Annotated in this window: 25 protein-coding genes; 16 read left to right on the top strand and 9 right to left on the bottom strand. The window is 67.2% G+C overall.

The features are described from left to right. Window positions 1-23: 23 nt before the first annotated feature. From H5398_RS15140 to H5398_RS15130, 3 genes are all read right to left on the bottom strand, one after another. Entirely contained in the window at window positions 24-1,541 is a 1,518-nt protein-coding gene (locus H5398_RS15140; protein ID WP_182800613.1) for a bifunctional UDP-sugar hydrolase/5'-nucleotidase, read from the bottom strand. A gap of 23 nt (window positions 1,542-1,564) precedes the next feature. Continuing rightward, window positions 1,565-2,155, bottom strand: a complete 591-nt coding sequence (locus tag H5398_RS15135; RefSeq protein WP_182800612.1) for a DUF6518 family protein — start codon at window positions 2,153-2,155, stop codon at window positions 1,565-1,567. A 126-nt stretch (window positions 2,156-2,281) separates the two neighbouring features. Next, window positions 2,282-3,679, bottom strand: coding sequence for an MFS transporter (locus H5398_RS15130; RefSeq protein WP_370586147.1), 1,398 nt, complete (start codon window positions 3,677-3,679; stop codon window positions 2,282-2,284). Window positions 3,680-3,918: 239 nt separating this feature from the next. On the opposite strand from H5398_RS15130, the gene H5398_RS15125 reads away from it, so the two are divergent. Continuing rightward, window positions 3,919-4,464 carry a pyridoxamine 5'-phosphate oxidase family protein gene (locus H5398_RS15125; protein WP_182800611.1) on the top strand — a complete coding sequence of 182 codons (546 nt, stop codon included), beginning with the start codon at window positions 3,919-3,921 and terminating at the stop codon, window positions 4,462-4,464. A 212-nt stretch (window positions 4,465-4,676) separates the two neighbouring features. On the opposite strand, the gene H5398_RS15120 is transcribed toward H5398_RS15125, so the two are convergent. The 4 genes from H5398_RS15120 to H5398_RS15105 all read right to left on the bottom strand — a co-directional run bounded on the left by H5398_RS15120 (window position 4,677) and on the right by H5398_RS15105 (window position 8,499). Further along, on the bottom strand, window positions 4,677-6,302 hold the full coding sequence (locus H5398_RS15120) for an ABC transporter permease (protein WP_182800610.1): 1,626 nt from the start codon (window positions 6,300-6,302) through the stop codon (window positions 4,677-4,679). Then, window positions 6,299-7,192, bottom strand: a complete 894-nt coding sequence (locus tag H5398_RS15115) for an ABC transporter ATP-binding protein (protein WP_182781032.1) — start codon at window positions 7,190-7,192, stop codon at window positions 6,299-6,301. Before H5398_RS15115 ends, H5398_RS15120 begins: the two co-directional genes overlap by 4 nt. A 40-nt stretch (window positions 7,193-7,232) precedes the next feature. Beyond that, window positions 7,233-7,910 carry a TetR/AcrR family transcriptional regulator gene (locus H5398_RS15110; protein WP_182800609.1) on the bottom strand — a complete coding sequence of 226 codons (678 nt, stop codon included), beginning with the start codon at window positions 7,908-7,910 and terminating at the stop codon, window positions 7,233-7,235. A 322-nt stretch (window positions 7,911-8,232) separates the two neighbouring features. Further along, on the bottom strand, window positions 8,233-8,499 hold the full coding sequence (locus H5398_RS15105; RefSeq protein ID WP_182800608.1) for an HPr family phosphocarrier protein: 267 nt from the start codon (window positions 8,497-8,499) through the stop codon (window positions 8,233-8,235). A 202-nt stretch (window positions 8,500-8,701) separates the two neighbouring features. On the opposite strand from H5398_RS15105, the gene H5398_RS15100 reads away from it, so the two are divergent. The 7 genes from H5398_RS15100 to H5398_RS15070 all read left to right on the top strand — a co-directional run bounded on the left by H5398_RS15100 (window position 8,702) and on the right by H5398_RS15070 (window position 16,268). Next, entirely contained in the window at window positions 8,702-10,159 is a 1,458-nt protein-coding gene (locus H5398_RS15100; protein ID WP_182800607.1) for an NAD(P)/FAD-dependent oxidoreductase, read from the top strand. 5 nt (window positions 10,160-10,164) lie between these two features. Further along, on the top strand, window positions 10,165-10,359 hold the full coding sequence (locus H5398_RS15095) for a hypothetical protein (RefSeq protein WP_182781028.1): 195 nt from the start codon (window positions 10,165-10,167) through the stop codon (window positions 10,357-10,359). A 70-nt stretch (window positions 10,360-10,429) separates the two neighbouring features. Then, on the top strand, window positions 10,430-11,671 hold the full coding sequence (locus tag H5398_RS15090; protein WP_182781027.1) for an ATP-binding protein: 1,242 nt from the start codon (window positions 10,430-10,432) through the stop codon (window positions 11,669-11,671). Window positions 11,672-11,722: 51 nt separating this feature from the next. Further along, window positions 11,723-12,412 carry a FadR/GntR family transcriptional regulator gene (locus H5398_RS15085; RefSeq protein ID WP_182781026.1) on the top strand — a complete coding sequence of 230 codons (690 nt, stop codon included), beginning with the start codon at window positions 11,723-11,725 and terminating at the stop codon, window positions 12,410-12,412. Between the two features lie 152 nt (window positions 12,413-12,564). Beyond that, window positions 12,565-13,998, top strand: a complete 1,434-nt coding sequence (locus H5398_RS15080; RefSeq protein WP_182800606.1) for a four-carbon acid sugar kinase family protein — start codon at window positions 12,565-12,567, stop codon at window positions 13,996-13,998. Window positions 13,999-14,024: 26 nt separating this feature from the next. Then, window positions 14,025-14,906, top strand: a complete 882-nt coding sequence (locus H5398_RS15075; protein ID WP_182800605.1) for an NAD(P)-dependent oxidoreductase — start codon at window positions 14,025-14,027, stop codon at window positions 14,904-14,906. 3 nt (window positions 14,907-14,909) lie between these two features. After that, the gene (locus H5398_RS15070; RefSeq protein ID WP_182800604.1) at window positions 14,910-16,268 is read left to right on the top strand and encodes a GntP family transporter; all 1,359 of its coding nucleotides are present in this window, start codon (window positions 14,910-14,912) and stop codon (window positions 16,266-16,268) included. 73 nt (window positions 16,269-16,341) lie between these two features. Here the strand turns inward: H5398_RS15070 and H5398_RS15065 are convergent, their stop codons facing one another. Beyond that, window positions 16,342-16,851: an Lrp/AsnC family transcriptional regulator gene (locus tag H5398_RS15065; protein WP_182781022.1), complete on the bottom strand. Its 510-nt coding sequence runs from the start codon at window positions 16,849-16,851 to the stop codon at window positions 16,342-16,344. Between the two features lie 60 nt (window positions 16,852-16,911). Here H5398_RS15065 and H5398_RS15060 point away from each other — a divergent pair, with 60 nt between their 5' ends. Further along, window positions 16,912-17,547 (top strand): LysE family translocator, encoded by a 636-nt coding sequence (locus tag H5398_RS15060; protein ID WP_220489535.1) that lies wholly within the window; start codon window positions 16,912-16,914, stop codon window positions 17,545-17,547. Between the two features lie 103 nt (window positions 17,548-17,650). Beyond that, window positions 17,651-18,178 carry a GNAT family N-acetyltransferase gene (locus H5398_RS15055; protein ID WP_182800603.1) on the top strand — a complete coding sequence of 176 codons (528 nt, stop codon included), beginning with the start codon at window positions 17,651-17,653 and terminating at the stop codon, window positions 18,176-18,178. Between the two features lie 175 nt (window positions 18,179-18,353). Here the strand turns inward: H5398_RS15055 and arr are convergent, their stop codons facing one another. After that, the gene (arr, locus tag H5398_RS15050) at window positions 18,354-18,821 is read right to left on the bottom strand and encodes an NAD(+)--rifampin ADP-ribosyltransferase (protein WP_182800602.1); all 468 of its coding nucleotides are present in this window, start codon (window positions 18,819-18,821) and stop codon (window positions 18,354-18,356) included. Between the two features lie 128 nt (window positions 18,822-18,949). Between arr and H5398_RS15045 the strand changes: the two genes are divergently transcribed. The 6 genes from H5398_RS15045 (at window position 18,950) to H5398_RS15020 (ending at window position 26,602) form a co-directional block, all read left to right on the top strand. Continuing rightward, window positions 18,950-19,423: a GNAT family N-acetyltransferase gene (locus H5398_RS15045; RefSeq protein ID WP_182800601.1), complete on the top strand. Its 474-nt coding sequence runs from the start codon at window positions 18,950-18,952 to the stop codon at window positions 19,421-19,423. A gap of 110 nt (window positions 19,424-19,533) precedes the next feature. After that, window positions 19,534-22,149 carry a Z1 domain-containing protein gene (locus H5398_RS15040; protein ID WP_182800600.1) on the top strand — a complete coding sequence of 872 codons (2,616 nt, stop codon included), beginning with the start codon at window positions 19,534-19,536 and terminating at the stop codon, window positions 22,147-22,149. Then, a complete protein-coding gene (locus H5398_RS15035) occupies window positions 22,130-23,110 on the top strand; it encodes a PD-(D/E)XK motif protein (RefSeq protein WP_182800599.1) in 981 nt (326 codons plus the stop codon). Before H5398_RS15040 ends, H5398_RS15035 begins: the two co-directional genes overlap by 20 nt. After that, window positions 23,107-24,936, top strand: a complete 1,830-nt coding sequence (locus H5398_RS15030; protein WP_182800598.1) for a hypothetical protein — start codon at window positions 23,107-23,109, stop codon at window positions 24,934-24,936. Before H5398_RS15035 ends, H5398_RS15030 begins: the two co-directional genes overlap by 4 nt. After that, entirely contained in the window at window positions 24,936-25,814 is an 879-nt protein-coding gene (locus H5398_RS15025) for a hypothetical protein (RefSeq protein WP_182800597.1), read from the top strand. The genes H5398_RS15030 and H5398_RS15025 overlap by 1 nt, the downstream gene beginning before the upstream one ends. Next, the gene (locus H5398_RS15020) at window positions 25,814-26,602 is read left to right on the top strand and encodes a hypothetical protein (protein ID WP_182800596.1); all 789 of its coding nucleotides are present in this window, start codon (window positions 25,814-25,816) and stop codon (window positions 26,600-26,602) included. The genes H5398_RS15025 and H5398_RS15020 overlap by 1 nt, the downstream gene beginning before the upstream one ends. The last annotated feature ends 31 nt before the right edge of the window (window positions 26,603-26,633 follow it).

Raw genomic sequence — 26,633 nt, 5'->3', positions numbered from 1 at the left:
CCGGTGCCCGGCGAGGTACCGAGTCACGATCTCGGTGACGTCCACCGCCAGGCCACCCTCCGGAGCACCTCCACGGCGCCCATCGCGTCCAGCGGCCCGACCTTCCCGGCGGCGGCGTCGTAGAAGAAGCCGGCAACCCGGTAGGTGGCCCCCACATCGAGCGGCTCCTCCGCCCCGCCATGGGCCCGTCGAACGGTCACCTCGGACGTCCGCTCCCCAGCAGACCCGTCGGGGTCGAGCCGGTAGCGCACCCCGGCCGTGGCGTGCAGCCAGCCGCCCTTCCACGCCCACGGGTCCGGGTTGAGGGCGCCGTCGGCCGAATTCTCGAGCAGCCTCTCGATCGCCGCCCCGGGCACGTCGCCCACGCCCACCTGGGCCCCGACGGGCAGGTAGTGGAACAGGTCCTCGAGGCGGATCGGGCCCGGGACCACGTGGGTGCCGTACCGGAAGCCGCGAAGGTGCCCGATGTCCGCCGCGGCCTCCACCCGGATCGCCTCGGCGATCAGATCGTGCGATGTGCCCGAGATCACCGCGGGGCGGGGGCCGTCGACGAAATCGCTGCGGTGGAGCGCCACCTCGGTGTGGCCCACCACCTCGTCGATCGGACGGCTGAGCACGCTGCCGTTGATCGGATTCACGTGCGGCCGGAAATCCGCGCCGCTGAGAAACGGGCGGCGAACGTCCTCGATGAGCGCCGCGACCTCCGGGTCGGGGTCGATGGACTCGTCGACCACGTGCAGCGTGTGGGACCAGTCGGTGATGCCGCCGTCCCCGACGGTGAGGTCCAGCACTCCCAGACGGGTGCCGTCCTGCCCCACCTCGGACACCAGGGCCTCGGTGGTGGTCCGGACGATCTGGTGGGTCTCCTCGTGCATGTCGGAGGAGAGCACGACGTCGATCCCGGGGTTGTCCTCGGCGATCAGGATGTTCTCGGCGAGGCCGAACTCGGAGACCAGGACCACGATGTCCACACCTGCCGTCCGGAGGTCCGCGACATGGCCAGGGATCTCGTGGGCGTCGCCACTGAAGCGGATTCCCTCGGTCACCCACGGGCCGAGCGCGTTGATGGCGCGCTCGGAAGACAGGCCCACGAATCCGATGCGGGCGCCGTCGAGGTCAAGGATCGCGGTGGGAGGGAGCAACAGCCTGTCAGAGCCGTCGTGATAGACGTTGCAGGCCAGTGCGCCCCAGCGATGCGAGGAGCGTCCCGGTCCGCCGGATCCTGGCCCGAACAGTTCGAGGAAGCGCTCCTTCCCGTACAGGTAGTCCCAGTTGCCGGGGGCGAACACGTCCGGGCCGAGGGCATCGACGACGTCGACCAGTGCCTGGCCCCGCGTGAACAGCGCCTCGGCACTGCCCTGGATGGTGTCGCCGGTGTTGACCAGCAAAGCGTTGGGCCGTTCGGCGCGGAGCCGTGCGATGAGGGTGGCCATTCGGGCGAGTCCACCCTCGAGCCGGCCCGTCCCGTCGCCGCGCACGTTCGGGCGGGGAACCAGATGCCCGTGCAGGTCGCCGATGTGGATGAGACGGATCTGTGCCATGACACCACTGTGCAGCAGACGGCTCAGGCCATGCCGTAGATCAAGAACAACACGCGCGCCCCCAACACGGCGACGGCGAGGGCGGCGAGCCGGGCCCGCCAGGAGCGAAGCCTGGCGACTGAGAGCCACACCAGCACCGCGACACCCACAGCCGCCTGTGCCCACCAGTACGTCGACGGCGTAGTCTCCGCGATTCTCCTGATCCCGTGGGCCGCCTCGCCGAGTGCGACGGCCGGGAACAGGCCCGCCGCCACGCCACGCAGGACCGGATCCCCGTGCCCCCGCAACAACCAGACCGCCACGCCCATGGCCAGCCCGCTCACCACGCCGGCCACGCACCAGAACAGCACCATCCGCATCCCGACGGGGTAGCCGCGGAGCATGGTCGTCGCGTAGTAGCCAACCATCGCCAAGGGCCCGGCCGCTGCGCCGAGCAGCGCGTGCGTCCACCAGGTGCCGCGACAGGCCGCGGCCACCAGGGCTGCGAGCGCGACGACAGGTGTCGCGGAGTTGAACAGGGGGGCCAGTGCGTCGGGAGCGTAGGTCTGCCCGAACGACATGACCACGCCCGCGGTGAGCGAGCCGGTCAACGCTATGGGGAGACACCTGTGCATGGCCGTCATGCTAGGCGGGCACGGGTGTCATCAACACGCTCAACCGGCCCAACCCAGGGCTAAGCCAGGGGAGCACTGAGGCAAGCCCAGTGAGAACCCCCACCGCGGTACTGGGACCGACGGGGCTCAGTGCTCGGCGAAGCCCCTCCCCAGGGGGTTGGGCCCGGGTGGGCCGTCGTCGGTGGACTCCGCGACGCCCTCGTTGACGTCGCCTGCCGCGTACGACACGTTGAGCAGGCGGTAGGTCCGCGTGAAGAAGGCGGCCCCGGTGACCAGGAGCCCGGCGATGCTGAACAGCACGAAGACCAGCGCGATGCCGCGGGCGTTGCCCTCGCCGAGCAGCCAGCCCCAGTCGGTGCGGCCTTGAGGAGACTCGGCGTAGGGGATCAGCCAGAACTCGGCCACCGGCCCGATGACGAAAGCGCTCAGTGGTGCGGCCGACATCTCCACTGCCTGCGCAAAGCCGAACACCCGCCCCTGCTTCGCCAGCGGGACGACGCGTTGAAGGAGGGTCTGCTCCGACGCCTCCATGAACGGCACGATGACCATGTAGGCGAAAATGCCGATGGCGAGCGCCACGACCGACTCTCGCAGGGTGAATCCGAAGCTCACCAGCCACATCGCGGTGGCCCCGAGCAGCAACGTCCGGAGCGGCTTAGCGCCCAGGCCCCACTTGGCGATGAGCGACCCTCCGACGATGAACCCGATGCTGGACAGGCCGAACAGGATGCCCCACGCCTCCACGGACATCAGTTCCAGGCCGTACGGGTCCAGCAGGCCCATGAACACGCCGCCCAGGAAGTTGTTGAGTGTGGAGAACAGGATGAGGCCGAAGAGCCCGGGTACAGCCACGATGGCCAGCCAGGCCGCCTTGAAGTCGACGGGCTTGGGGGTGCCGTCGGCGTGCACGATGGTGGGCTCCGGAATCCGGATCAGCAGGAGGTGGACCAGCGACGCGAGGATGACGACGAGGGCGATCGCCACCACCCAGACCATCCCGAGCTGCCCGTAGGCCAGACCGGACAGGACGCCTGTGACGAGCATCGTCATCCCGTTGACCGCACCGACGAGGCCGTTGGCGTTGGCGCGCCGGTCCGACTCCACCAGCATCGTCACGCAGGTGGACAGCGCAAGGCCACGCGGCATCGCCAGCAGCGCCCCGCCCAGGGCCAACCCGGTGAAGACCCAGAACCACGGGCCCCCCAGGTCGACCAGCGTGTCCCGTGGGGTGAGGATGAACACGGCTCCAGCGAGGAGGAAGAGCACGGCGGTGCCGACGGCGGACCACACCATCACCACGTGCTTGCGGTACCGGTCGATCAGGCTGCCGAACGGCACGCCCAGGATGGCCATGCCGAGCATGTAGGCGCCGCCCATGATGGAGGTGGCCAGGACGGACCGCGTCTCGAGGTAGGCCCAGAACGTGATGCCGAACCACAGGAATGTCGTGGCGAGCATCGCCGCGGCCGTGTTGCCGAGGACGTGGTTGAATGCCCGCATGCGGTGCGCCTGATCAGAGAGCACACCGGGACCCTAACACCTGCAGGCCTGCGGGTGATGTTCCTCGAGGCGGCCCTTCGGCGCCCATCCGGTGCCGAATGCTGGCCTGGAGGAACACCTCCCGCGCAGCTGAGTCGAGGGACGGGCCCGGGTGGACAAAAGGGGCGCGCAATGAAATCCACGCGGCCGGCTACGCCCCATTCACCGGCTCTTCGGAACGGTCACAGCCGGACCCGCCTTCCCACCAGCATAGGCTGAAATCCATGGGCAAGCAGTTTCTTGAGATCACTCCGAAGATCCGCGCCTTTGTGGAGGCTCAGCACCTGTTCTTCGTCGCGACGGCGGCGCGGGATGGACGAGTGAACGTGTCGCCGAAGGGCCTGGACTCCCTGCGCGTGGTGGGCCCCAACCGCGTGGTCTGGGTCAACGCCGTCGGCAGCGGCAATGAGACGGCAGCGCACCTCCTCGACACGCCACGGATGACACTGATGTTCTGCTCCTTCGACGCCAAGCCGCAGATCCTGCGCCTCTACGGAACGGCGCGTGCGCTGCATCACGGCGACGACGGTTGGGCCGAACTGTTGGACCTCTTCCCCGAGTTCGTCGGCGCCCGCAATGTCTTCGACATGAGTGTGGAGATGGCGCAGACGTCCTGCGGTTTTGGGGTTCCGCTGATGGACTTCCGCGCCGACCGCGACACCATGACCGACTGGCTGGTCAAGAAGGGCGACGACGGATTGCGCGAGTACGAGCGCCGCAACAATCTGGTGAGCCTCGACGGACTGCCGACCGGACTCCCCGTCGCCTGATTGGCATCCCCGCTGGCTGAGGTGCCGCGCAGCGGCCGCCCCCCGTTGGCTGAGGTGCCGCGCAGCGGCCAACCCCGGTGGCTGAGGTGCCGCGTAGCGGCCTCGAAGCCTATGAAACGCGAGCTGACAACGTCACTTTTCTTAGGCTTCGAGGCTCGTCGCTTCGCTCCTCGCACCTCAGCCAGCAGGGGTGGGCTCAGCCGGCCGCCTTCTCAGTGGCCGGGGATGTCGCGACGACCGAACCGCCACAACCCGAAGGCCACCAACCCCACCGCGACAACCAACTGAACCGCCAGCGGCGCGACAGTCAGCTCCTCCGCCGGGAGCGCCGGTGTGTGCTCGAAGGGTGAAATCTGCCGCACCCAGTCAGGGAACTGCAGCATGTCGCCGAAGAGCTCGATCAGCGCACCCGCCACCACCGGGATCCACGTGAACACCACCAGACGTGGCGCCAGCGAGTGCAGCGCCACGGCCAGTCCCAGCACCATGAGCACCGACGGGATGCCGACCGCGGACCCCGCGACACCGTCGCCCACCAGTGAGTAGTCCCCGTCCACCGCGCCCGCGAACAACCCCGCGACCGCGCCGGTGAGCAGCAGCATCCCGACGCTCGCTGCGGCCACGACGGCGAGGTGACCCGCGAGCCATCCCCAGGGTCGCACCGCGGTGGCGAGCACGGGCTCGGCTCGGCCGCCCACCTCCTCGGCCACCACCCTCTGCCACGCGATGACCGCGTAGATGGCCACGGTGATCCGCATCATCGTGACGGTCAGCGTCAGGTAGCCCTCCACGGCCGCCTCGGAGCCGCCCATCAGCTGCTGGAAGATGTCGGGCAGGTCGTTGAACGCCTCCACCATGGCCGGGGTGAACGAGCCGTACATGGCTCCCGCCAGCGTCAGCGCCACCGCCCACCAGAGGGTCTGCGTCCGCTGGATGCGCCAAGCGAGGGTGAGCGGACCCCGCAGCCAGGCCGCGGCCGTCGCTCGACCCCTGCGGGGTTGCACCAGTCCGGCGCCGAGATCGCGCCTGGCCTCCATCGCGGCCCCCACGGCCACCAGCACGGCTGCGGTCAGCAGCAGCAGGCCGACGGGCCACCACCGGTCGTCGTGGAATGCGCGGGTCTGCTGCGCCCACGCCAGCGGCGACAGCCAGGAGAGCCAGCTCCCGTACTCGCCGGGCGCGGCCGCCATGTCGCCGATGCCGCGCACCACCCAGGCGGTGGCCAGCACCGCCCCGGCGATCCCGCTGCCCGCCGACGAGAACGCGCTCAGCTGCGAGGTCACCGTCGTCACCCCGGCGAACACCAGTCCGACCCCGGCCGTCCCGGCGCCCAGCAACAGCGACGACGACGCGTCGCTCCCGAAGCCGATCAGGCCGACGGCGATCAACGCCCCGACGAGCAGGTTGGCGATCAGGGCGAGGATGAGCGCGGACGTCAGCGGCGCGAAGCGTCCCACCACGCTGGCGCGGACGATCTCCGCGCGCCCCGTCTGCTCCTCCAGGCGTGTGTGCCGCGACACCAGCAGGATGTTCATCAGCGCCACGAAGATCAGCAGGTACAGCCAGTAGACGCCCGAGAAGATGATCTGGTGGGTGAGGGTGGTCGGGTCCACGTTCTTCAGCCCGAAGCCCGGGCCGGTGAACAGGGTGAGCGACGGGTTGGCCATCAGGATGGCGAGGGGGGCCAGTTCCTCGGGCGTGCCGAAGATGGTCTTGTAGGCCGTCATCATGTACGGCACGAACGCGGCCAGGGACACCACCCAGATGGTGAGCTTCACCCGGTCGCGGCGGGCGGCGAACCGCAGCAGCGGGCCGGTGGCGGTCAGTGGCTGGCTCATCGGGGGGTCTCTTCCCCGTAGTGGCGCAGCAGCATCTGCTCGAGCGTCGGGGGATGCGCGACGATGGACTGCACGCCGGCGACGGTCAGCTGGGACATGACGGTGCCCAGGTGCTCGCCGTCGACCTCCATGCTGACGCGGTCCCCGTCGACCTGGGCGTGGTGCACGCCGGTCATGTGGGCGAGGCCGTTGACGGGCTGAGCCGTGGTCGCCTGGATGGTGGTGCGGCGCAGATGGCGCATGGCGTCGAGGGTGCCGGTCTCGACGATGCTGCCTTCGCGGATGATCGACACGCGGTGGGCGAGCGCCTCCACCTGGCCGAGGATGTGGCTGGAGAGGAGGACGGTGGCGCCGCGGGCGATGAGGCCCCGGACCTCGTCCTGGAAGATGGCTTCCATGAGCGGATCGAGGCCGGAGGTGGGCTCGTCGAGGATGAACAGGTCGGCCCCGCTGGCCAGCGCCGCCACCAGGGCCACCTTCTGCCGGTTGCCCTTGGAGTAGGTGCGGCCCTTCTTGGTGCGGTCGAGGTCGAAGCGTTCGCAGAGTTCGGCGATACGGGCCGGGTCGGAGTCGCCGCGGAGCCGGGTCAGCACGTCGATGGCTTCGCCGCCGGTGAGTTGGGGCCAGAGCTCGACGTCGCCGGGCACGTAGGCGATGCGCTTGTGGAGCTCGACGGCGTCGCGGACGGGGTGTCCGCCGAGGACGGTCGCGGTGCCGGAATCCGGCCGCAGCAGGCCGAGCAGGATGCGCAACGTGGTGGTTTTGCCGGCCCCGTTGGGGCCGAGGAAGCCGTGCACCTCGCCCTGCTGGACGTCGAGGTTCAGCTTGTTGAGGGCCACGGTGCGGCCGAATGTTTTGGTGAGATCGCGGATCTCGAGGGCGTTGGTCATGGGGTTGCCTTGCAGTGGGAGGAATGGGGGGGGGCGGTGATCAGCCGGCCGACGGTGGGTCGGGGTCGGTGACGCCGTCGGCCGGGACCCTGCCCGCGTCGGCCGCGAAGGCCGAACGGATCTGGCGGAGCATGGTGTCGTCGGCGAAGAGGCCGTAGGTGAAGAACTCGGTGGAGGCGAGCGAGTAGCGGGGGAGGACGACGGGGTCCAGGAGGTGGGTGCCGCCCAGATGCCGCGACACCTGCGCCTCCAGCACTGTCGCGGCCAGGCTGAAGGTCACCAGGAGCGCGACGGTGGCGTCGAGGTCCTCGGGCTCGCGCAGGATTCCGGCGGGGACACCGACGGCGAACATCTCGCGGGTGAGCGCGCACATGGCCTCGAAGAGCCGGTCGGCGCCGTCGCCGCCCTCGCCGATGGATGCGGCGATGTAGCCGAAGAACGGGCGGAACTCGTTCTGCGCGCGGAAGACCGCCTCGGTGGGATTGGCCCCGGAGACCGCGGAGGTCTTGGTCTCGGTGAGGCGCGCCATCATCCACTCGTCGCAGGCGCGGCGGAGCCCATCCTTGCTGCCGAAGTGGTGGATGACAAGGGCGGGGGAGACGCCGGCGGCCTCGGCGATCTGGCGGACGGTGGTGGCCTTGACGCCGTGGGTGCCGAAGAGTTGGAGCGCGGCGTCGCGGATGCGGGCGTGTGCCTGAAGGTCGTCGGCTGAACCCATGTTCAGTATTCTGAACGGGTGTTCAGTCGGTGTCAAGTGCGACGTCGGTGAGCCCGCTGGCTGAGGTGCCGCGCAGGGGCTGTCCCCCGCTGGCTGAGGTGCCGCGCAGGGGCTGTCCCCCGCTGGCTGAGGTGCCGCGTAGCGGCCTCGAAGCCCATGAAACGCGAGCTGACAACGTCACTTTTCTGAGGCTTCGAGGCTCGTCGCTTCGCTCCTCACTCCTCAGCCAGCGGGGGTGGGCTCGTCGCTTCGCTCCTCGCGTTACCGCTGGCTGAGGTGCCGCGTAGCGGCCTCGAAGCCTATGAAACGCGAGCTGAAAACGTCACTCCTCGTCGAGGTCACTCTCGATCAGCGAGGCGATCGCGGCGTTGGCGTCCTCGTCATCAGACTCGACGACGACCCAGGCGCCCTTGTCGGCTCCCAACTTCACGATCTCCATCGACGACGACGCGTCGAAGGCCTCGGTCTGCGGGCCGTCGAACCTCAGCGTCATGGGGATCCCGAGCTCGCTGACCGCGTCGGCGATGATTGCGGCCGGACGGGCCCGCAGCCCGACCGAGGATCCGACGGTGGCGGTGGTGTGCGGCATGGCTAACTCCTTCGGTGAGTGGGGGAGACGGTCAGGCAGGCTGACCAGCCGACGGCTTCGTCGGCACCGCTGGAAGCGGAGGCCCCCTGCATCCGAGGATAGGCCTGCCGGCCCTGCCCCGCGCCCGGTCTGCCGGGTTGACCCCGCGCCGCCCGACCGACAGGGCTACTGTGGAAGATGCAGTCACAACGAAGGAGTTGAGATGGCTGACGTTGTCGTTCTCGGGGCTGGTGTGTCGGGGCACACTGCAGCGCTGCATCTGTCCCGGCTACTGCCGGCCGGCAACACCGTCACGGTGGTGTCCCCGAACTCGCAGTGGAACTGGATCCCCAGCAACATCTGGGTGGGGGTCGGGAAGATGACCAAGAAACAGGTGGTGTTCCCGCTTGCGCCCATCTACCAGAAGAAGGGCATCCGGTTCGTCCAGGCGAAAGCCACGGCGCTCTGGCCTCGGGGCGACGAGCTCTCCGAGCGAGCCGCCGTCGACGTGGAACGCACCTCACCGGACGCGGCCGGCCAGACCGAGCGGATCCGCTACGACTACCTGGTCAACGCCACCGGCCCGCAGCTGAAGTTCCAGGCCACCCCGGGCCTCGGCCCGCACGGCGGCCACACCGTCAGCGTCTGCACGGCGGACCACGCCGTCGAGGCGGCCGCGGCGCTGCGGGCAACCATCGAACGGCTGAAGTCCGGCGAGAGCCTCACGCTGGTGGTGGGCATGGGGCACGGCACCTGCACCTGCGAGGGGGCGGCGTTCGAGTACGTCTTCAATGTGGACCACGAGCTGCGCGAGGCCGGCGTCCGCGACCGTGCCCGCCTGGTGTACCTCACCAACGAAGCGGAGCTGGGTGACTTCGGCGTCGACGGCATGGTGTTCGAGGAGCGCGGCTTCCAGACCACCTCCGAGCTGTGGGCGGGGTCGCTGTTCCGGGAACGCGGGGTGGAGGCCATCCTCGGCGCGCACGTCACTCGGGTGGAGCCGGGAGTGGTGCACTATGAGACCCTCGACGGGCTGGAGCACACCCTGGACTTCGACTTCGGGATGCTCCTGCCCCCCTTCGGCGGGGTTCCGTTGAAGGCGTTCGACCGCGACGGGGCCGACATCACCGACCGGCTCTTCGCGCCGTCGGGGTTCATGAAGGTGGACGCCGACTACACGCCCAAGCCGTACGAGGAGTGGCGGGCAGAGGACTGGCCCAAGACCTACCAGGCGGTGGGCTACGACAACATCTGGGCGGTGGGGATCGCGTTCGCACCGCCGCACCAGATCTCGCGGCCTCGCAAGAGCGCCAACGGGACGGTCATCGCGCCGTCCCCGCCCCGGACGGGGATGCCGTCGGGGGTGATGGGGAAGGTGGCGGCCATGTCCATCGCGGACCGGATCCGGAAGGGTCCGACGGCGGTCAACCACGAGGCGTCGATGGCCGCGATGGGCGCGGCGTGCGTGGCGTCGGTGGGCGAGGGGCTGCGCACCGGTTCGGCTGCGGCCATGACGATGATGCCCGTGGTGCCGGACTACCAGCGCTATCCGACGGGCCGCGACCTCGCCGACACGCGCGGCGAGGTGGGGCTGGCCGGGCACTGGGTGAAGCTGATGCTCCACTTCCTGTTCCTCTACAAGGCCAAGGCGCTGCCCGGGTGGCAGCTGATTCCGGAGTGAGTGCGATGAGTGAGCGAGTGCACGAGCAGCAGTTGCGGGCCCCGGCGGGCTCCACGGTCGCGGACCTGTCCAAGGCGCCGCTGCCCACGGCGTCGACGTTGCGTAAACGGATGAGTCTGCCGCTCCAGCTGACGCGGTTCGTGGTGTTCAACGCGAGGATCATGCGGATGGTCCTGAAGGGGCACAGCCAGGATCACTGAGTGTGAAGAATGTGAACTGAAATCTGTGATTTTTTTAAACTTTTAGGTGTGACGAATGTAAACTGAAAGCGTGAGCAGATATCTTCCTCGCCTCGCTGACGGTGAGTTGGCCGCACAACTCGACGCGATGGGAGCCGTGCTCATCGAGGGAGTGAAGGGCTGCGGGAAGACCGCATCAGCACGTCAGCGTGCTGCCAGTGAGGTGCTCCTGGATACCGATCCGGAGGCAGAGCGCCGCGCGGCCCTCGACCCGCGACTGTTGCTCGATGGCGCCACCCCGAAGCTGCTGGACGAATGGCAACGCGCACCGCGGATCTGGGACGCCGTGCGGCGTGAGGTCGATGCCCGTGGGATTCCGGGCCAGTTCATCCTCACTGGCTCCGCCACCCCGAACAACAACCTGCAGCGCCACACGGGAGCGGGACGGTTCGGTGTGATGCGGATGCGCACCATGACGCTGACGGAGAAGCAGGCGTCGAACCCGGCCGTCTCCCTGGCCGGCCTACTGCGCGGCGATCCGGTGACCCCTGCCAACAGCACACTCGGGGTGCGGGACTACCTCCATCACATTGCGGTGGGCGGGTGGCCGTTCCTAGTGGGCGCCGACGAACGCCGGGCGCGCACCTTCCTCGACGGCTACCTGGACATCATCGTCGAGCATGACATCGACGAGGTGTCCGGGGGGCCACGGAACCCCCGGCTGGTGCGTCGTTTCCTTCACGCCTACGCGCAGATGACGGCCCACCCAGCGACTCTGAGTGCCATCCTCAAACGGATGGAGGATCGAGAGGCCCCATCTCGTCCGGCGTCGCAGCTGTACTACGACGCTCTGACTCGGATGCTCATCGTCGACGAGGTGCCCGCTTGGGATCCTGCGGTGAGATCATCGAAACGCCTCGTCAACACCCCGAAGCGGCTCCTGGCAGACCCGTCGCTCTCGGCAGGCCTGCTGCGGTTGTCCACCGACGGCATGCTCGCGGACCTCTCCACCACCGGATTCCTCTTCGAGAGTCTCGTGGCCCACGACCTGCGGGTGTACTCCGAAGCAGCCGGCGCGTCGGTGTTTCACTACCGGGAGGGTGAGGGTCGGCTGGAGGTGGACTACGTCGTCGAGGATCGAGACGGCGAGTGGCTCGCAGTTGAGGTGAAGATGGGAGATGCTCAGGTGGAGCGGGCCGCGGGCTCATTGCATGCGCTAGCGGCACGAGTGGAGCGGCCTCCACGCGCTCTGGTGGTCATGACAACCGGTTCGCTGGCCTACACCCGGGAAGACGGTGTACATGTGGTCCCCCTGGGAGCGCTGGGGCCCTGAGCGTGTGGCGTAGGCTGACCAGCCGAGAGACGTTGAGTGGACGGGGGAGGCATGAGTCGGCGGGGACTGGTGGACGAGGCCATCCAGGGAATCCTCGACCGCGTCGTCGACGGCGGGTTTCCGGCCGGCAGCGCACTTCCTCCGGAGGCGGACCTCGCGGCACTGCTCGAGGTGAGCCGCCCCACCATGCGCGAGGCGGTCCGGTCGCTGAGCGACCGGGGCGTGCTGCGCGTGGTGCACGGTCGCGGCACCTTCGTCGCTCCCCGGGAGGAGTGGCGTGACCTGCCCACGCTGATCGGAGTGCTGGCCCGCACCACGCCGTCGAGGGATCTGGGGCTGCAGCTCATCCAGGTGCGACGGATGCTCGAGGTGGGCGCGGCGGGGCTCGCCGCTGAGAACCGGAACGACGTCGACCTCACTGCGATGCGGGCGGTGCTCGACGGGTATGACGAGGCCGCGGCCCGAGCAGACGTCGACGAGGTGGTCAGGCTGGACCTCGCGTTCCACGGCCTGGTCCTGAAGGCCTCGGGCAACCCGTTCCTGGCTGCGATCATGCAGCCGTTGGCAGAGGCTCTGTCGGCGTCGCGGCAGACGACGGCGGCGCGCGAGGACGTGAGGGCGCGGGCGCAGGAGCACCACCGTCGAATCCTGGAGGCCATCTCCGGCGGCGACGCGTCGGCTGCGAAGGACGCGATGCGCGCCCACATGAAGCAGACCCACGACGACATCGCGGCGCTGTAGGTCCCGACCCCCCCGCGGTTGAGCCCGGCGTCGGCCGCGGAGCGGCTCGGCCGGTGTTGAAGCCTCATTTGCGGTGGGCAGGGTCTTGCACCCGGACAATCCTTGTGTCATTCTTTCCTAAGACCTCTGAGGTCTGAGCACAAAGGAGTGACATGACAGTGGAACTGTCCGATCTGTTGACCAACCATCCGTCCGTGGTGTCCGTGACCGCGGATGACGTCGTCGAGGCGCGCCACCGCGCGGGCGACCACACCGTCTACGTCGTCCTCGACGACGACCCCACCGGCACGCAGTCGGTGGCCGACCTCCCCGTCCTCACCGCCTGGGAGGTCGACGACTTCCGCTGGGCGTTCGGCACCGGCAAGCCCGCCGTCTACGTGATGACCAACTCGCGCTCGCTGGCCCCCGCCGACGCCGAGCGGGTCAACCGCGAGGTCGTCGCTGCGGCGCTCGAGGCCGCCCGCGACATCCCCGTCGCGTTCGTCTCCCGCTCCGACTCGACGCTGCGCGGCCACTTCCCTCTGGAGCCCCTGACCATCGCCGAGGAGATCCGGACCGCCACCGGCCACGGCGTCGACGGCATCGTCGTGGTCCCCGCGTTCGGCGACGCTGGCCGCATCACCGTCGACGGCATCCACTACGCCGGCTCCCGCGACGCCGGCTTCACACCGGTGGGGGAGACCGAGTTCGCCCGCGACGCCACGTTCGGCTACCGGTCGTCCAGCCTCGCGGAGTGGGTGGAGGAGAAGACCGACGGCGCCACCCGCGCCGCGGACGTCATCCTGATCGATCTCACCACGCTCCGCACCGACCGCGCCCACACCGTCGCGCTGCTGCGCTCCGCCTCGGACGCCCGCGTGATCGTCGTCGACATCGTCGAGGAGGAGGACCTCCGCCAGCTCTCCCTCGCGCTGATCGAGGCCGAGACCGCCGGGTCGCGCTTCATCTACCGCGTCGGCCCGCCATTCACCCGCGCCCGCATCGGCCAGGCCGTCCACCCCCCGGTGACCCTCGACGAGATCCGCGCCTCCCGCGGAGACCGCGAACTCGCCACGGGCGGGCTCATCGTCGTCGGCAGCCACGTGGACCTCACCACCCGCCAGCTCAACCACCTCCGCGAGCACAACCACCCGTTCGAGCTGGAGATCGAGGTGGCCCAGGTCACCGATCCCACCGCCCGCGACCGTCACGTCGCCGACATCGCCCACCAGGCCGCCGGGGCCCTGAACCACGGCAACGTCGTCGTCCGCACCTCCCGCACGCTCGTCACCGGGGCCGACGGCCACGAGTCACTCAACATCTCCCGCCAGGTCTCGGCCGCGGTCGTCGAGGTGGTCCAGCGCGTGCTGGCCGCCAACCCGCCGCGTTTCGTCGTCGCCAAGGGCGGCATCACCTCCTCCGACGTCGCGACGAAGGGCCTCGGCTTCCGCCATGCCAATGTCGTCGGCCCGATGCTTCCCGGCATCGTCTCCCTGTGGTCCGGCCAGGACGGCCCCGCCGCGGGAATCCCCTACGTGGTCTTCGCCGGCAACGTCGGCGCCGCCGACTCCCTTGCCGCCGTCGTCGACACGCTCACCCAAGCCTGATTCACCCTCGAAAGGACCCCACTTCCATGAACATCGCTGTTCTCGGACTCGGCGCCATGGGCCTGCCCATGGCCACCTGGCTAGCCCAGAGTTTCACCGTCACCGCCTTCGACATCGCTGAGGCGCGCGTGCAGCTCGCCACCGATGCGGGCATCACCTGCAAGCCGTCGGCCCGTGACGCCGCCGACGGCGCCGACATCGTCCTGGTCGCCGTGCGCAACCAGACCCAGCTCGAGGAGCTGCTCTACGGCGAGGCCGGGATCGTCCCGGCGCTGAGCCGCGGCGCCGCGATCATCCTCACCTCCACCGTCGGCATCCAGGCCGTCGAGGACGTTGCGGCACGACTCGCGGACGACGGCATCGGCCTGGCCGACGCCCCCGTCTCCGGCGGCCCCGCCCGCGCGGGCAAGGGCGACCTGCTGGTCACCGTCGGCGCCTACCCGGCCGTCTACGAGCACTGCCGCACCGTGCTCGACGCGATGGCCTCCAACCTGGTCTGGGTGGGGGAAGCCCCCGGCAAGGGTCAGTGCATGAAGACCGTCAACCAGCTGCTGTGCGGCGTGCACATCGCCGCGGCGGCCGAGGCGATGGCCCTGGCGGGCGAGCTGGGACTCGACCAGACGAAGGCGCTCGAGGCGCTGATGTCCGGCGCCGCGGCATCGTTCATGCTGGGCGACCGCGGACCCCGCGCCATCCAGGCCTACGCCGGCGAGGACGCCGAGGTGAAGAGCCGCCTGGACATCTTCGTCAAGGACATGGGCATCGTCACCTCCGCGGCCAAGTCCGTGGGCATGCCCGTGCCGGTGGCCGCGGCCGCCGAGCAGCTGTACCTCCAGGGCCTCGCCAACGGCCAGGCCGCCATGGACGACTCCTCCGTCATCCGCCTCGTCGCGCCGAAGAAGGGCTGAGCCATGGGAGCCGCAAGCCTGCTCGGCATAGCCGTCGGCGCAATCGTCCTGCTGCTGATCCTGGTCATCCAGATCAAGATGTCGGCCTTCGTCGCCCTGCTTCTCGTGGCGTTCGGCACCGCGCTGGCCACCGGGATCGAACTGACCGAGGTCGTCCCCACCATGACCGAGGGCATGGGCAAGACGCTGTCCAGCGTCATGATCGTCGTCGGCCTCGGCGCCATGCTCGGCCGCCTCATCGAGGTCTCCGGCGGCGCAGACGCCCTGGCGGAGAAGTTCTCCGCCGTCCTCGGGCCCAAGAGGGTCGTCGCCGCCGTGACGGCCGCCGCGTTCGTGCTCGGCATCCCCGTGTTCTTCGACGTCGGCTTCATCATCCTGGCGCCCATCGTGTTCGGCTTCGCCCGCGTGGCCAAGCTCAACCCGCTGGTCCTGGGGCTCCCCGTCGCGGGCGCCATGCTCACCGTGCACGTCGCGCTGCCCCCGCACCCCGGCCCGGTCGCGGCCGCGGGCATCACCGGCGCCGACGTCGGCCTGATGCTGCTCATCGGCCTGCCCATCGCCGCCGTCACCGCGATCGTCGGGTTCTACGCCTCGAAGCTGATCAAGGCGCACAAGTACGAGCTGCTGGAGTCGCCGGCCACGAAGGCCGCCGTCATCCACGACGCTGCCGTCGACGGCCCGAAGCGGGTGCTCGGCGCCGGCACCGTCCTGGCCCTCATCCTGCTGCCCATCCTGCAGATCATGGTGGGAACCGTCGGCAACATGACGCTCGCGGAGGGTTCCACCGCCCGCGGGCTGGCGGGCATGATCGGCTCGTCGCCGATCGCGCTGCTGACCGCCGTCGTCGTGGGCTACCTCGTGGTGGGTCACAACCAGGGCTGGTCGCTGGGCAAGCGTGGGTCGGTGCTGGATTCGGCGCTGCCGGATGTCGCGGTGATCGTGTTCGTCACCGGCGCCGGCGGAGTGTTCGCCAACGTGCTCGTCACCTCGGGCATCGGCGCGGCCTTCTCGGAGGCACTGATCGCCATCAACATGCCGATCATCCTGGCCGGCTTCCTCATCTCGCTCGCACTCCGCGCGTCGCAGGGCTCCGCGACGGTGGCGATCCTCACCGCGGCCGGACTGCTGGCCCAGCCCATCCTGGACGCGGGCTACAACCCCACCCAGATGACGCTGGTCACCCTCGCCATCGCGTTCGGCGGCCTGGGGCTCAGCCACATCAACGATTCGGGCTTCTGGATCGTGACGAAGTACCTGGGCCTCAGCGTCAAGGACGGCCTGAAGACGTGGACCGTGCTGTCGACCATCCTGGGCCTGACGGGCTTCCTGCTCACCTGGGGTGTGTTCGCTCTGGTGTCGTAGCGTTCGGGGATCGACGAGGGGGCCGCGCGGGGGTGCGCGGCCCCCTCGTCGCGTTGACGGCCAGGCTTGAGTCTCAGGGCTCGGCGGGTCCCGGAGGGTGCCGCAACGGAGCCACCCAGGGCTCGCCGAAGATGAGCTGGGTCCGGCAGTGAGCCACCTGGGGAATGGCGAGGAGCTTGTCGATGATGAGCGTCTGCAACTCCGCGCTGCTGGCCACGGCGACGTGGACGAGGTAGTCCTCGCTGCCGCTGACGTTGTAGAGCGCGAGCGTCTCGGGCAGGGCAAGGGCCTTCTGCACGAAGTCGTTGGCGGTGTCTCGTGCGTGCGGCCGGATCTGGATGCCGAGGAACGCCTGTTCGCCCTTCCCGAGGAGGCTGGGGAGCACGTGAGCGCGCGTCGCGACGATGGTGCCGTTGCGGCGCATCCTCCGGATCCGCTCCAGGCAGGTGCTCGGGGCCACACCCACCTTGGCGGCGATGTCCTTGTTGGGGATGGTCGCATCCACCTGGAGCAGTTCGAGGATCGCCCAGTCCACCGAATCCAGTTCGGGAGATCGGTGATCTTTCCTCTGGGGTTCGTTCATGAGCGAAGGGTAGCGAATCCACCCATAACGTTGCCCGGGACGGAATCTCGGGTTGGAGGCATGGTGGGAGCTGAGTCGTGGGCGGCGTTCGCCGTCGCGCTGTTGGTGGCGCTGGCCGTGCCCGGCCCGGACCTGGTGCTGGTGGTGCACTCGGCCACCCGTGGCGTGCGGGAAGGCGCTTCGGCGGCCGCCGGCATCGTCACCGGGTTGATGCTGCATGCGCTGCTCGCGGCGGCGGGTGCGACTGCTCTGCTGGTGTCCGCGCCAGGCGCGCTGACCGCCGTGCAGGTGCTCGGCGCCGGAGTGCTGCTATGGATAGGCGCGGGCATGCTGCACGCGGCGCGCAGTACGGGGGCCGGGGTGGATACCGAGGGCATCACCGGGGGGCGGGCGCAGGGAGGCTACGTGCGCGGGTTCGTCACGAACGCGACCAATCCGAAGGCGTTGCTCTTCTTCGCGGCGATCCTGCCGCAGTTCATCGGGCCCGGCGACGGTGCCGAGATGCGCACCGCCGCGCTGTGCGCAGCAGTCGTGCTCGGGGCCGGGCTGTGGTGGGCGGCGACGATCGCCCTGGTGCGGCTGTTCGGCTTCCATCGGTCCCCGGCCGCGGACCGCATCGTCACGCTCCTGGGGGGCGTGGCGTTGCTGCTCATCGGGGCCGGGCTGCTCGCCACCACGGCGTACGGCCTCGTCTAGCCGGCTGTCTGACCGAACCGGTCGACAGATGCATGGCCCGTCGTAGCCCGATACCGTCGGCAGAAAGACATCTGTGACCCACTTCGACAGAAGGACACCGAGCATGGACCTGAACTTCCGACGAGCCGAGCCGCACGACACCACGGCGGCGCAGGCGGCCTACCGGAGGATCATCGACCACCTCGCCCAGACCGTGGACTACCCCCACTGGCACACCGAAGACCACCCTACGCAGGCGGAGGTCGCCGGGTGGGTTGAAGCCGGCGAGCTGTACCTGGCCGTCGACGACGACACCATCGCCGGTGTTGTGGTGCTCAATCACGACGCAGCCGACGCGTACGAGGAGGCTGGTTGGGCGATCGAGGCGGAGCGGGACGAGGTGCTGATTGTCCACGCTCTCGGCGTCGTGCCTGACCATCTCGGACTGGGCGTGGCCCGGTTCCTCGTGGACGCCTCGATCAGGGTCGCGAGGGAACAGGACTGCCGGACCGTCCGCCTGGACACCTATGTCGAGAACATCCCCGCGCGCAGGCTGTATGAACGGTGCGGCTTCACGGATCTGGGTTGCCACACAGTGCGCTACGACGGAACTGACCTGAACCAGTTCCACCTGTTCGAGTACGTCCTCTAGAACCGACCGGCCGCCTGTCCTGATCACCTTCTCGTTCCCTGAGGAGCGTCGTCCGCGCAGCGGCGCGTCTCGAAGGGTCGTGGCGTGAGGTTCAGCACGAACTGCTTGTGGGGTCCGAGACGACCCTTCGAGACCCGCCGCCGATGACGCCAGTGGTCGAGTCCTCGCCCACCGGCTAATCCTCGATGACGTCGAGTCCCTGCTCCCGGAGCTGGGCGAGGTGGTCCAGCATGCCCTTGAGCACCACAGGGTCGTGACCCTCCCAGTGCTCAAGCTCCGCGACAACGCGCAGCGGCTGCTGGGTCCGGTAGGACTGCGTGGGGTTGCCGGGGAATCGCTTGTCGGTCACGTTGGGGTCGTCCTCGAACGGTCCCGTGGGCTCGACTACGTAGACGTGACCGCGTTCGGCGCTGTCGGCCAGGGCCGTGGCCAGCTCCGCTCCCCACACTGCCGTCTCCACCAGCGCCGAGAAGTAGATGTTGTTCGACGTCCGCCCCGCGTGGAAGTTTGAGCCGTGGCCGGGAACCAGCTCGGTGCCGGGTTCGACCGCCGACTTCGTGCCGTGGTAGAACGGCCCCTCGACGTGGGAGCAGCTCTCGAAGGTGACCGGCGTGTGGATGCCGGGGTCCTCGGCTGATGTCATCTCTCTCCTTCGTCATGGATACACCCGAGTCTGCCATCGGGGCTGATCGGGGAGCGCGTTGCGAGGCTCGTCGCAGTGGCGTCGAGTGCGCTCTCGCCCCTGCAGAGTCCTCGGGATAGCGTTGCCGGATGTCTGTCTCCCTACGCCCCTACCGCGACCTCGATGCCGAGCCCACCTGGCAGGTCTTCCACGCCGCGGTGCGCGTAACGGCCCAGGGGGACTACACGCCTGAGCAGCTGGAGGCCTGGTCACCCGACGAGGTGGACCTCGAGGTCTGGGGCCGACGGCGGGCCCAGGCGTGGACTCTGGTCGCGGTGGAGAGGGATCGGGTGGTGGGATTCAGCGACCTGACGGACGACGGGGTGGTGGACATGCTGTTCGTGCACCCGGACGCCGGTGGGCAGGGAGTGGCGAGGATGCTTGTCGAGGCCGTCCTGGGGGAGGCCCGACGGCGGGGCCTAACCCGCGTGGTGACCCACGCCAGCCGCACGGCGAGGCCGGCCTTCGAGCGGTTCGGCTTCGTCGTCGACCGAGAGAACGCCGACAACTGGACCCGGGGAGTACGAGTCCCGAACTTCGACATGCACGCGGATGTGTCCTGAGACCTGCGACTGGAGGCTGGAGCCGATCGTCGGGGAACGTAGTCCGTGGCCCCGTCGAGGCACCGGAGCGGGAGGGCGTACTGACTCGACAAGGCGATAGCCTTCTTCGCATGGTCCCTCCAACGCAGCAGGAAGTAGTCCTCCACATGGCTCGCAACGCGATCCTTGGAGCCATAACCCAGTTGCGCATGGGACTTGAAGAAGCTGCCGAGCACGCGAAGAGCTTCATGACCGACCACGCGGCTGTCGACCAGGTCTACGCGGAGTTGAAGGAGAAACAGAAGGCCCATCAGGTTGTCAGGGCTGCGGTCTTGAACCCTGAGAGCTACGACGGCGAAGGGTGGTACCTGGGTCCGAGTGAGACTGGCCATTGGAGTCGCTATGAGGCCCTGCTCAAGCACCGCCGGGAGCAAGGCATCGAAGCGTTGGGCTCCGAAACTGAGTCCATCGTCGGTTTGCTAGCAGACCCAAGTCATCACGGTCAGAAGCGCAAAGGGCTGGTGATGGGCAACGTCCAGTCCGGCAAGACCCGCAATTTCGCAGGCGTCATCGCGAAGGCGGTTGACGCCGGCTACAAGCTTGTCATCGTCCTGTCTGGGATCAATAACAATCTCCGCGAGCAGACGCAGGCAAGACTCACGAGGGACCTCTTCCACGTCGAGGGCTGGTACCCGTTGACGGACAAGGAGCGCGATTTCGTCCCCCTTCCCAAGCCACAGGAACTCATGGTGCATCAGCCGGCACTATGTGCCGTCGTCAAGAAGAACCCGACTAGGCTCAAGTACCTCGTGAAGATGATGCGAGCGATCCCGCAGGAGATTCGCCGCCTCCACCCAGTGCTCATCGTGGATGACGAGGCAGATCAGGCCACCCCCAACTCCTTGGCCGAGCGCCAGCGGATCTCCACAATCAATCGCCGTCTCCGCGAGCTGTGGGCGTCGGTGGAATCAGGAAGCTACGTCGCCTACACCGCAACGCCCTTCGCCAATGTCCTGATGGATCCAGAGGATGACGAGGAGCTCTTCCCGTCAGACTTCCTCACCACCATCGAGCCGGGGGATGGCTACTTCGGCTCCGACCGCGTCTTCGGCATTGCCGAATCCGTCGACGAGGAAGACGGTGCCGGGTCCGACGGTCTGGACATGGTCCGCAGGATCCCGAAGGAAGACTCAGATGCTCTGCGTCCACCGAGCAGCAAGGAGGCTCGGGAGTCATTCGACCCTGACCTCCCAGGATCGCTCCGTGAGGCCTTTGCCTGGTTTGTGGTGGCAACCGCAATCCGGTGGGCGCGGGGGGACATCGGGCACTCATCAATGCTCGTCCACACGACGCATTACACCGCTCCGCACTTCGCGATGGCTCTCCGCCTCAGAGAGCTTGTCGAATCGGCGCGTCAGGAAGTTGCGGCTGGACAGCTGGCCGCTTTCGTAGCTGCGTGGCAGGAGGAGTCAGGCAGGGTCTCAGGGGCCGCAACGGCCCCACTGCCAGTTTGGTCAGAGGTGGAGCAGCGCCTGAGCGCTGTCCTCAACGACATCGATGTGATCGTCGACAATGGAGCCTCGGCGGATCGGCTGAACTATGACGATGATCGCAAGCACACCGTGGTGGCCATCGGAGGCGGAACGTTGGCGCGTGGACTGACTCTGGAAGGGCTTGTGGTCTCGTATTTCACCCGAACGTCGAACACGTACGACACGTTGATGCAGATGGGTCGTTGGTTTGGGTATCGGCCCAGGTATGAGGACCTACCCCGAGTCTGGGTTACCGACGGGCTCGACGCCGACTATGCGTTCCTGGCGAGAGTAGAGCAGGACCTGCGTGCCGAGATCGGCTCGGTTCAGGGGAGCGAGTTCACCCCCAAGGAAGTTGGCGTGAAGGTCCGTGCCCACCCCGGCCGGCTTCAGGTGACTGCTGCCAACAAGATGTTCCACGCGAGTGTCGTGCAGCTTGGGTTGAGTGGTACGGCCAATCAGACATTCATCCTGGATGGGTCAGATCAAGGGCTGACTGGCAGGAACGTGGAGGCGGTGGCGGCTCTGATCCGTGGACTCCAATTGACTTCCAGTCCGGGCCAGACTTCGAGTCCGATGGTTCGGGACGTTCCTGGTCACCGAGTCGTCGACTTCCTGCGTGAATTCCGTGCGCACGATAGCCAGTCCTGGCTTCAGGATACGGACAACCGCGAGCGACTGACTGAGTGGGTGGGGAAGTGGGCTGGGGGCCCTCTCTGGAACGTCATCCTCGTCGATACCCCCCAAAAGGCTGGCTCGAATCTCGGAACGCTGAAGATCGGGGAGGTTGAACTTCGCTGCGCCAACAGGTCCGCGTTGGAGGACAGCACCTCAGACAAGATCAATCTCAAAGCGATCATGTCCCCCGACGACAGGCTCCGCGACATCGATCCTGCGGTCTACAGAGGTGACCCTCACTCAACGGATGAGCAGCGCCGCCGACTCCGACGGCTTCACGGTGGAGGCCGAGGCCTGATCCTCGTCTACCCGATCAGCAAGAACTCCGCGCCGAAGCTCGAGGGTGGGAACCGTATCGCGCTTCCAGTTGATCACCACCTTCTAGGATTCGTGATCTTCTTCCCTAACGTGAACGATGTGAATGGGGAGGCAGGTGCGTTTGTCTCGGTGAGACCAATGTGGGAGATCCCTGAGACTGTCGAAGGGGACGAGGTGCTTGACCAGCAGGAGGATGGTGATGATGAGTCGGGCGAGTGAGAGGTTCTCTCTGCTGCTCGCGGATGTGTACGCCGCGGGCACCAGCAGCAACGTGTTTGTCGTCGAGGCTGCGCACGATACGGCGGGCAGCGCACTTCTCTACGGTGCCGATCCAGCATCCAAGCTGCACATCATGGCTCCGATCGAGCCGGGGTACGCGTTCAACAGCCAGTCGGGCAAGCAGATAGAGCTCACGGACTGGACGCATCCCGAGTCCGGCGTCCGCTACCTCGACCTGACCTGCGAGTCTGGTCATCTCACCCAAGTCTTCAGCCTGCTCGCGGACAGCGTCGTGGAAAGGATGTTGAGCCGCGAGGAACTGGCCCACGCTGCACTTCTCGGCGCTCTCCACGATTGGCAGGAGCTGTTTCGCCCAGCCCGATCACTCAGCGAGGACGCCGCCAGAGGCCTCTTCGGTGAGCTCTCGGTATTGGCGATGCTGGCTGAGCGCAATCCTCTCTATGCCGTCGAGTGCTGGACCGGGCCGGATAAGGCAAAGCATGACTTCAGTACCCCCAACGGCGACATCGAGGTCAAGTCGTCCCAGAGAGATGCCCTTGAAGTCGCGATCTCGAGCCTGGATCAGTTGGATCGAATCAACGACGCACGTCTCACGCTGGTTCGGCTGCATGTGGTCTCATCGCCCGCTGGCAGGAACATCGGCGCGGTGGTGGACGATCTAGCGAAAAGGGGATGTCTACGTGACGAGCTGATTCAACGGATGGCGGGAAGCGGATTCCTGCTGGGTGTGGACAGTGACGAGCACAAGTTCGCACTGGACGGTCCAGTCCTAGCATGGGAGGTCGGAGAGGATTTTCCAGGGCTGAGGACCTCTGAGATTCCGGAGGCTCGACGGGCCGCGATCTCTCACATTACCTACACGCTGTCCCTGGCTGGCGCCCCAGGGCAACTTGACGACGAGGAGCTGAGGCGACGCATGAACGAAATGATGAGCCTGTGATTGGTCTTCCCGATCTCCAGTGGTTCCCGAAGCCTTTCGGTGCTGGTGACACGGACGGCGAGGGCTCGAAGAAGATGCTTGGCCAGCCTGAAGTGAATCCTGCCAGCCTCCTAGTGCGAGAGATGGCACAGAACAGTTGGGACGCGAGGCTCGATGGCGTGGTGCCTCGCTTTGAGATGCGCTTCAGAAGCCTCGACGACAACGTACGAGACGTCCTCAGGTGGAATGTCTTTGGTGGGAGGTGGTCCGAAAACCTTGGGTTGGAACGGGCGATCAATTCGACTGATCTGTGCGCTGTGGAGGTGCTCGATCGGGGAACGAAGGGTCTGGGTGGGCCCACCCGAAACGACATCGATCCCGCTGCAGGTGAACCCGCCGACTTCGCCGACTTCGTGCTCACGATTGGTGCGCCACCTGAGCACGGCTATGGGGGCGGCACCTACGGGTTCGGCAAGACGGCCGCGTACCTCGCCAGCGAGTGCTCGACCATCGTCATCTGGTCGAGGTTCAGACACGCGGACGGCTCGTTCGAGGAGCGCTTCATCGCGTCAGCGATGGGCTCGAGGTTCGTCGTGGACGGGCAGCGATACACCGGAAGACAGTGGTGGGGTTTCTCGGCCGACGCACCTGATACCCAGGCTGTGTTCCGAGTGGAACCGGCCGTCGGCGACGACGCCCGCACCCTGGGACACGCTGTCTTTGAGCGTCGCTTTGCTGACGATGAGACCGGTACTTCGATCCTGATCCTGCAGCCGAAGGGTCGCGAAGACGTCGATGAACTCGTCGACAATTGGACGCAGGCGGTCACTCGCAATCTTTGGCCGAAGCTCGACACCGATCAACCGATGGACAGGCGTATGGACATCGGGATTGCTCGTGACGGTGTCGACCTTCCGCTGCCCGGGCTCACCGGCTCTGCGGCTCTTGAGGCTGCGGCAAGGTGCCTGACCTCGCTCAGACAGGTCGGCACAGGGGCCTCTGAGCCTCACCCATTGGTGCAGGTCCAGGAGATTTGGTGTCATCGCCCGCGCCAACTCCTTGGCCACATCGCACTGACGAAATACCTGGCAGGCGCCGACGATGGTGATGGGTATGCCGCAGACTCCCTGATCTTCATGCGTAACAGAGCAGAGCTTGTGGTCCGCGATGAGATGCTTGGACCGACAGCGGACGGACTCACACGCTGGGTTGGAGTGTTCAAGCCTCTGAAGGAACTCGACTCGGTGTTCGCTGCCGCTGAGCCACCCGCTCATGACTCCTGGAATCCGGGAGGGCTTGAGGACCCGCGGCACAGGACCTTCGTCAAGCTGGCTCTGGAGCGTTCACGGGAGAGTGCGAATATCTTTCGAGGTCCTGCGAAGTCTGACGTCGTAGCTAAGGAGGCCAGTTCTACAGGCCAGTTGGCGGTGGCGTTGGCCGGACTCGTCGGCTCGTCCTCGGGGCCCATAGCGACGAACCGACCGAAGGCTTCAGGTCCGCGCGGCAAGGCCAGATCGCACCAACCGAGGGTCGAGGTCCTTGAGATACTGCCGATACCGCAGTCATCAGACGATTGGAGACAAGACCGCCAGACGACGCGGGTTGCCTTGGAGGTCACCGGCTCGAAGTCGGCGGTCCCAGTCCATGCGGCATCGTTGTCCCTTGCGGTCGACGGCGGCGTGATGGCCTCAGAAGGGCAGGTTGTGCTCAAGCAGTGGACTTTCGAGGGCGGGGCTTCGGTCAGGGCAGATGTGATCGAGCTGCCCCCAGGGCAGAAGGTGTTCGCTGATATCAGTTTCCCGGCGGGATTGGCGATTGACTTCAAGTTCGCGGCTGGTGAGGCCTGATGCGCGCGATGCCCTTCCGGACAGCCTCGGAGGCCTCCGTCCAGTTCACTCCTCCCCGGCTCCAGGTCGGGGATGCGATTTTCGAGGCTGGAGACGCTGTCCCAAGCTGGGACTTCCTGGCTGCACCAACGATCCTGGGCTTCTTTCGAGTCGAGCCGGACGAACTGTTGCGTTCCACCGGTATGAGGGACCTCGATGGTCTGAGCGGAACGATTCAGGTGGACTGCAGGGCAACCGGCTTCCGCGAGACCGTGACGGTACCGGTGCTGTCAGCCGTTGGCGCGGAAGCCCCACTGCAGGTCCGGATCGGCCCGCATACCGTCGCGGGCGAGCTCGAGGTCCGTTACGGCCTCGTGCTCGACAGGGAACGTGAGGTGGGGCTTGAGATGGCCGCGAGTAAGCGCGGCAGCAGGGTCTACACCCCCACCAGGAGCTACCGGTTCCCGCTTGAGGGTGATGCGGCGGGGTTTCCTACAGAGGCCTTCGATTTCGAGCCGACAGGTTACCCGTCGGAGGCCTGTTGGCACCTCAACTTCCGAGCGGACTCTTTGGACGAGCCTTTCATGGGTGCTGTCCGGCTTTTCATCAATACGGGGCATCCGGCGGCCAGCACGCTGTTGTCTGGAGTTGCAAGCATCCATCGGTCGGTGCTGTTCCATGGGGTGGTCGAACAACTGCTCGTGTCAGCGGCCAGTAGATGGTCGGATGAGCTTCCAACTGAGTATGAGGAAGGCACGGTGGGCCACGTACTTCAGGAGTTGAGCTCAACCTATCTGCGCATGGGGCTGGCCGAGGCCATCTCCGCAGTCCACGGGGACGGAGACCGCGTCTTCACGAGACTCCGTGCGGCCACCGGGCTTCTGGAAGGGAGACAGTAGTGACGCACAAGCTCATCCCGCGTTTCTCACCGGGTCAGGCTTCGGCCAGACTCGAGGAGATCCAGGCCGATCTCGCCGCTGGGAAGCGTCCCGGTGAGCTGGTTCGTTTCGACAGGGTAGAGGCGGTCCCCAACGCAACTGGTGGGGAGGCCGCGAACAGCGCGGACCTCCAGCGGTGGCGAAAGGGCGTGATGCATGCGCTGGATCACTTGGAGACGGGCTCGAAGTTCGACAACGACATCTATGGCATCGAGTTGGGCAAGGCGCTCGATTCAGAGATCAGGCCGAGCCCCAGTGATGCGGCCTCGGACGGCGTCTGGTCCTTCCTGTCTCTCGCAATGTTCCCGGATGTGGTTCACAGGAGGTGGCCGGCAGAGTCCCCCGCATTCGAGCTCTCGAAGGATCGCTGGATCGGCGGACAAGTAGGGCGCGATCGCAACTACCTCAAGCTCTCATGGCGACGCTGGCGTGTGCTGGGGCAGGTGATGGAGGAAGCGTCGCCAAAACTCGGAGAGGATGAGTTCGGCGCTCTGCTCGAGCGATCTGCGGTGGCAAGGAACGCACGCCTAGTGCGGCTCGCTGCTCAGGAGGTCATCTCTTTCAGTGGGCAGGACGGTGCGCGAAGTGAGTTTGCGCGGGCGTTGATGAAGCAGATCACCTACCGCTCGGGACCGCTCAACCTGGACATCCTCACCGTCGATGAACTGGGCGACCTCGTCGGTGAGTGCGCGGAGGCAGTGATGAGTCGTGGAGCACCTCGCAGGGCGGCTGCTGAGTCCGCAAGCTGAGCCGCCGAGGCGGAGCGCTGTCGGATAGTTC

The sequence above is a fragment of the Tessaracoccus sp. MC1679 genome, from assembly GCF_014164775.1.
Taxonomy (GTDB): Bacteria; Actinomycetota; Actinomycetes; order Propionibacteriales; family Propionibacteriaceae; genus Arachnia.
This window is presented reverse-complemented; position numbering and strand designations above follow the sequence as displayed.

Coding starts and splice junctions, on each gene's coding strand:
- H5398_RS15140 (WP_182800613.1), bottom strand. CDS start 1,541: ATGGCACAGATCCGTCTCATCCACATCGGCGACCTGCACGGGCATCTG.
- H5398_RS15135 (WP_182800612.1), bottom strand. CDS start 2,155: ATGCACAGGTGTCTCCCCATAGCGTTGACCGGCTCGCTCACCGCGGGC.
- H5398_RS15125 (WP_182800611.1), top strand. CDS start 3,919: ATGGGCAAGCAGTTTCTTGAGATCACTCCGAAGATCCGCGCCTTTGTG.
- H5398_RS15120 (WP_182800610.1), bottom strand. CDS start 6,302: ATGAGCCAGCCACTGACCGCCACCGGCCCGCTGCTGCGGTTCGCCGCC.
- H5398_RS15115 (WP_182781032.1), bottom strand. CDS start 7,192: ATGACCAACGCCCTCGAGATCCGCGATCTCACCAAAACATTCGGCCGC.
- H5398_RS15110 (WP_182800609.1), bottom strand. CDS start 7,910: ATGGGTTCAGCCGACGACCTTCAGGCACACGCCCGCATCCGCGACGCC.
- H5398_RS15105 (WP_182800608.1), bottom strand. CDS start 8,499: ATGCCGCACACCACCGCCACCGTCGGATCCTCGGTCGGGCTGCGGGCC.
- H5398_RS15100 (WP_182800607.1), top strand. CDS start 8,702: ATGGCTGACGTTGTCGTTCTCGGGGCTGGTGTGTCGGGGCACACTGCA.
- H5398_RS15095 (WP_182781028.1), top strand. CDS start 10,165: ATGAGTGAGCGAGTGCACGAGCAGCAGTTGCGGGCCCCGGCGGGCTCC.
- H5398_RS15085 (WP_182781026.1), top strand. CDS start 11,723: ATGAGTCGGCGGGGACTGGTGGACGAGGCCATCCAGGGAATCCTCGAC.
- H5398_RS15080 (WP_182800606.1), top strand. CDS start 12,565: ATGACAGTGGAACTGTCCGATCTGTTGACCAACCATCCGTCCGTGGTG.
- H5398_RS15075 (WP_182800605.1), top strand. CDS start 14,025: ATGAACATCGCTGTTCTCGGACTCGGCGCCATGGGCCTGCCCATGGCC.
- H5398_RS15070 (WP_182800604.1), top strand. CDS start 14,910: ATGGGAGCCGCAAGCCTGCTCGGCATAGCCGTCGGCGCAATCGTCCTG.
- H5398_RS15065 (WP_182781022.1), bottom strand. CDS start 16,851: ATGAACGAACCCCAGAGGAAAGATCACCGATCTCCCGAACTGGATTCG.
- H5398_RS15060 (WP_220489535.1), top strand. CDS start 16,912: ATGGTGGGAGCTGAGTCGTGGGCGGCGTTCGCCGTCGCGCTGTTGGTG.
- H5398_RS15055 (WP_182800603.1), top strand. CDS start 17,651: ATGGACCTGAACTTCCGACGAGCCGAGCCGCACGACACCACGGCGGCG.
- arr (WP_182800602.1), bottom strand. CDS start 18,821: ATGACATCAGCCGAGGACCCCGGCATCCACACGCCGGTCACCTTCGAG.
- H5398_RS15045 (WP_182800601.1), top strand. CDS start 18,950: ATGTCTGTCTCCCTACGCCCCTACCGCGACCTCGATGCCGAGCCCACC.
- H5398_RS15040 (WP_182800600.1), top strand. CDS start 19,534: ATGGTCCCTCCAACGCAGCAGGAAGTAGTCCTCCACATGGCTCGCAAC.
- H5398_RS15035 (WP_182800599.1), top strand. CDS start 22,130: ATGATGAGTCGGGCGAGTGAGAGGTTCTCTCTGCTGCTCGCGGATGTG.
- H5398_RS15025 (WP_182800597.1), top strand. CDS start 24,936: ATGCGCGCGATGCCCTTCCGGACAGCCTCGGAGGCCTCCGTCCAGTTC.